Source organism: Corynebacterium sp., from assembly GCF_030535495.1.
Lineage (GTDB): Bacteria > Actinomycetota > Actinomycetes > Mycobacteriales > Mycobacteriaceae > Corynebacterium.
In genome coordinates this window covers 1-4,500 of record NZ_JAUNRW010000142.1, presented here as the reverse complement: position 1 = coordinate 4,500, position 4,500 = coordinate 1, and the positions used below count along the sequence as shown (strand labels likewise).

Annotated in this window: 3 protein-coding genes; all 3 read left to right on the top strand. The window is 64.8% G+C overall.

The window, feature by feature from the left end; genetic code table 11:
* Nucleotides 1-314 precede the first annotated feature (314 nt).
* Genes Q4F73_RS11660 through Q4F73_RS11650 form a run of 3 tightly spaced genes read left to right on the top strand, consistent with a single transcriptional unit; the run spans nt 315 to nt 4,109 of the window.
* Entirely contained in the window at nt 315-1,712 is a 1,398-nt protein-coding gene (locus Q4F73_RS11660) for a DASS family sodium-coupled anion symporter (RefSeq protein WP_303359512.1), read from the top strand.
* Nucleotides 1,713-3,635 carry an ATP-binding protein gene (locus Q4F73_RS11655; RefSeq protein ID WP_303359511.1) on the top strand — a complete coding sequence of 641 codons (1,923 nt, stop codon included), beginning with the start codon at nt 1,713-1,715 and terminating at the stop codon, nt 3,633-3,635. It abuts the gene before it with no gap.
* 3 nt (nt 3,636-3,638) lie between these two features.
* Nucleotides 3,639-4,109, top strand: coding sequence for a response regulator (locus tag Q4F73_RS11650; protein WP_303359510.1), 471 nt, complete (start codon nt 3,639-3,641; stop codon nt 4,107-4,109).
* The last annotated feature ends 391 nt before the right edge of the window (nt 4,110-4,500 follow it).

The following is a 4,500-nucleotide window of genomic DNA, read 5'->3' as shown; positions in this document are numbered from 1 at the left end:
CAAGGACTACGTCATGGCCGACGGTGACGTGGTGGAGTTCAAGTTCAACGTGTAGCAGGGCGGCCGATAGGCCAGATCAGGGCGAGCTCGGAGCCCGATGGATCGGGAAGGGGTACCAACTCCCGCCACAGACGGTGAACAGTGCGAATTCGGTGGCGTGATCTAGCATTGAAGGCATGAGTGCCGACGTCCCAGATTCCCCCGGGAAACCCTCTTCCACCTCCTCCGCCACAACTGCTCCCGCTCCGCGCAGGGCGAGGAAGCGATCGACCAACGCACCCAAGCCACCGGTCCTGCAGCAGGCCACGAGAAGCTTGAGTCCCAAGCAGATCGTCGGGTTCGTCCTCGGTTCCGTTCTGTTCCTCGTGCCGTTCTTCGCGGACATCCCCGGGCTGGCGGAACCGGGCGAGCGAATGCTGGCGATTTTCCTGTTGGCGATCGTATTCTGGGTGCTCGAGCCGATCCCGCTGACCGCGACGGCGGTGCTGGTCATCTTCCTGGAGGTGCTGCTGATCTCGAAGGGGGCGTTCGACGATCCCACCGGAGGAGACGCCGCACTGGCGGACACGGTGCTGCCGGCCTCCGACTATTTCGCGGCTCTGGCCAACCCCGTGATCATCCTGTTCCTGGGCGGGTTCATGATCGCCCACGGCGCTGAGAAGTACGGCATGGACCGCAACCTCGCATCCGTGATGCTCAAGCCCTTCCCCAGCAACGCGCGGATGACGGTGCTGGGTTTGATGCTGATCACCGCCTTGCTCAGCATGTTCATGTCGAATACCGCTACCACCGCGACGATGTTTGCGGTGGTCATCCCGATTCTCAAGGCGCTTCCCGCGGGCAAGGCGAGGGCCGGCGTCGCGTTGTCGATTCCCCTGGCGGCGAACGTCGGAGGCATCGGCACTCCGGTGGGCACGCCGCCGAATGCGATCGCCATCGGCGTGCTGCAGGAGCACGGCATCTCCGTCTCCTTCACCCAGTGGATGGTGCTGGCCGTGCCGTACATGCTCGTCGTGTTGGCCATCGCGTGGGTCCTGCTGTGCCTGGTGTTCATCCCGAAGGACGAGCGTATCGAGATCGACATGGAGTCCCGCTGGAACACGGCCCTCGACGCGAAGGTCTTCTACGCCATCGCGGGCTTGACCATCCTCCTGTGGGTCTCGGAGCCTCTGCACGGCGTCTCCTCCAACATTGTCGGCTTCTTCCCGGTGGTGGCGCTCCTCGCGTTGCAGGTCATGAAGGGCAAGGACGTCCAGGCCCTGGATTGGCCGGTGTTGTGGTTGGTTTCGGGAGGCATCGCGCTGGGCACCGGCGTGGGTGCCACCGGGTTGGACGCGTGGCTGGTCGGTTCGGTGGATTGGACGTCGCTGGGAGGCCTCGCGATCATGGCCACGCTGGGCCTCATCAGCTTCGGCCTGGCCAACGTCATCTCGCACTCCGCCGCGGCCAACCTGTTGGTTCCCCTGGCGGTGTCGCTGGCGGTCTCCCTGGACAGCGTTAACCCGCTCCTCGTGGCGGTCGTCGTCGCAATCGCCTGTTCGGTCGGCATGTCAATGCCGATCTCCACGCCCCCGAACGCCATCGCCTATGCCACCGGCGAGATCAAGATCGGCCAGATGGCCTTCATCGGCCTGATCGTCGGTGGCGTGGCGACCGCCCTGCTCGTCTTCGTCGCCCCGCCGCTGTGGTCGGCCCTGGGCCTGGTGGGCTAGATGTCCCGGCCTCACCCACTACCGCACTCGACGATCGCGATCGTCGGCGGCTCGGACGTCACGCAGTACCTCTTCTCGCTGGTCAGGCGGACGTTGGGCGAGCAGCACCGGGTGGTGAATGCGCCCGACCTGCCGTCGGTGCTCGAGCAAATCGGCGACGATGACAACCTCGGCCTGATCACGGTCACCCTTCACGACGACGGCCTCCCGCCCGACCATCCGCTCGTCTCCTTCGTCACCAACCCGGCGTTCAGGCACACGCGCATCCTGGTGTTGTCCACTGCACCGTCGATCAGCGGGCTGGACCTGCTCACCGACATGGGGCGACTGGACATGCTCGCCTACACCCCGGAGATCAAGGAGGACTCCTTCATCCGAACGCTCCTCCAGCAGCTGCGTCGTTACTGGCACAACCGGAGCGACGAGGACCCCACGGTGGACTTCCACGACGAGCTGCCCGAGCATTTCGTGCTCGACAGCACGATGAGCGATAGCGAGATCATTACAACGCTCATCGACGCCGCCGACCATCATCTCGGTTACCAGCCCCGCCTGGTGTTTCCGCCCGGGGTGTACCTGACCAAAGAGGGGCACGTCGTCGAGGAGATGATCTTCGCACTGAGCGGCAATGTGCTGCTCGGGCGCTTCACCGACGCCGGCGACATCACCATGCACCATGCCTCCACCGGCAAGGTGATTGGACTGCTCGCGCTGGCCAATGCCCGCGTCGGCTTCTTCACCGCGCGCACCACGACCGAGGTTGTCGCCGTCCAGCTCTCCTATGAGCAGCTCAATTACCTTCTCTCGGTGGAGCCGCGTCTCAACCGGCTCATCACCGCGCTGTTCGTCCGCACCTACGACCGGCGCCTTCGACGTGCCGAGGACATCCAGGTCAAGCGGCATGAGACCAGGTCGTTGCTCGAGCAGGAACGCGCCGCCCTCGCCCTGGCGTTGAAGAATCTCGAGGGGGCCCGAAAAGAGTTGATGAGCCAGGCGCGCTTTGCCTCTCTCGGTGAGCTGGCTGCGGGCGTCGCCCACGAACTCAACAACCCGATGGCGGCGATCAAGCGCACCGCCGAGCATCTCGCCGACGATATCGAGGCCCTGCTGAACACCGGCAAGGCCAAGCGTTGGTCGGACAGTGCCCTTGCCGCGATCGACGCGGCCAGCTCCTCTCCCGCCGTGAGCACGAAGCGGGCCCGCGAGATTCGCAGGGAGATCGCCGAGATCACCGGGGACCGTGAATTGGCCTCGCGTCTGGTGCTGGCCGGAGTCCACGACCTGGACTTCGTCCGTCGGGTGCACAAGTCCCGGAATCTGGACTTCGACATGGTGGAGCACGCCGCCTCCATCGGCACCGCCCTGCGCAACGTCGACAATGCGGCCACCCGCATCACCGACCTCGTGGCGAGCCTGCGTTCCTATGCCCGCCCCGACGGCGACCCCGTCACGGATGTCGACATTCACCAGGGCATCGACGACACCATCCGCCTCACCTCGCACAAGCTCCGGGGCGTAACCGTCCGCCGCGACTACGCCGAACTTCCCCCGATCACCTGTACCCCGGGCCAGTTGGCGCAGGTGTGGACCAACCTCATCACCAACTCCGCCGAAGCATTCGCTGAATCCGGCAAGGGCTCCACCATCACCGTCCGCACCAGCCGGCCGAGACCGGACTGGGTGCAGGTCGAGGTCATCGACGACGGCCCCGGGATTCCGGGGGAGCTCCTGGACCGGCTCTTCGAGCCCCGCTTCACCACGAAGCAAGGCCAGGTCCGCTTCGGCATGGGAATCGGTCTGGGCGTCTGCCGCACCATCGTGAGCAAGCACAACGGGACCATCAACATCGAGACATCCACCGCGGGAACCCGCGTCATCGTCGGCCTGCCAGTCGCAGGGCCGCTGTCACTACAGGAGAGCTGAATCATGAAACTGACCATCCTCATCCTCGAAGACGAGCCGGAGGTCCGCACCGCCGTCGAGCGCGACCTACAGGTGTTCGCCCCCACCGTGCGTCTCGAGCCGGCTTCCGACGTCGCCGACGCCTGGGAGGTCATCGACGAAATCAGCGCCGACGGCGACGTCCTCGCCCTCGCCCTGTGCGATCACCGCATGCCAGGCACCACCGGCGTCGAGTTCCTCGTCGAGATGATGGACGACGACCGCACCGCCGCCACCCGCAAGGTTTTGGTGACCGGGCAGGCGCAACTGGAGGACACCATCGTCGCGGTCAACGAGGCGTACCTCGACCACTACATCGCCAAGCCCTGGGATCCTGTCGATCTGGAGGCGACGGTCCGTGATCTGCTCACCTCCTACGTCGCCGACATGGGCATCGATCCCCTGCCGCACCTGGCGGCGCTCGACCAGGCCCGGGCGATGGAGCTGATCCGCTAGGCGTCGATCTGCTGCTGACTCATCATCGTCCCCATAACACCGACCAGCCGTGGGGAGCCGACGATGGATCGGGCGGTGGCGGAGTTCGGCCACGTCGACGTCCTCATCTGCAATCACGAACGTTCCGGCGGGGATCACCCTGACTCTCGCGTGTCAGCTTGCCGACGAAGGGATCACCGTGAATACTTCCATCCCCAGAATCCGTCTTCCTTGTTCTGATGTGCCGACCGGGGTGGGGTCTTAACGTCGAGCGTCATTGACGCTACGCGTTAAGTCTGACTTGCTGATGCTGTGATTAGATCCTTCGGCGACAAGGATACTGAGCGCATCTGGAACCAGCGCAGAATCTCACTGATCTTCGGATCCCGCCGGGCAACCGGTTGGAGCAGTT

Bases quoted from the DNA above. Each gene is read 5' to 3' on its own strand.
- Q4F73_RS11655 (WP_303359511.1), top strand. From the start codon at position 1,713: ATGTCCCGGCCTCACCCACTACCGCACTCGACGATCGCGATCGTCGGC.
- Q4F73_RS11650 (WP_303359510.1), top strand. From the start codon at position 3,639: ATGAAACTGACCATCCTCATCCTCGAAGACGAGCCGGAGGTCCGCACC.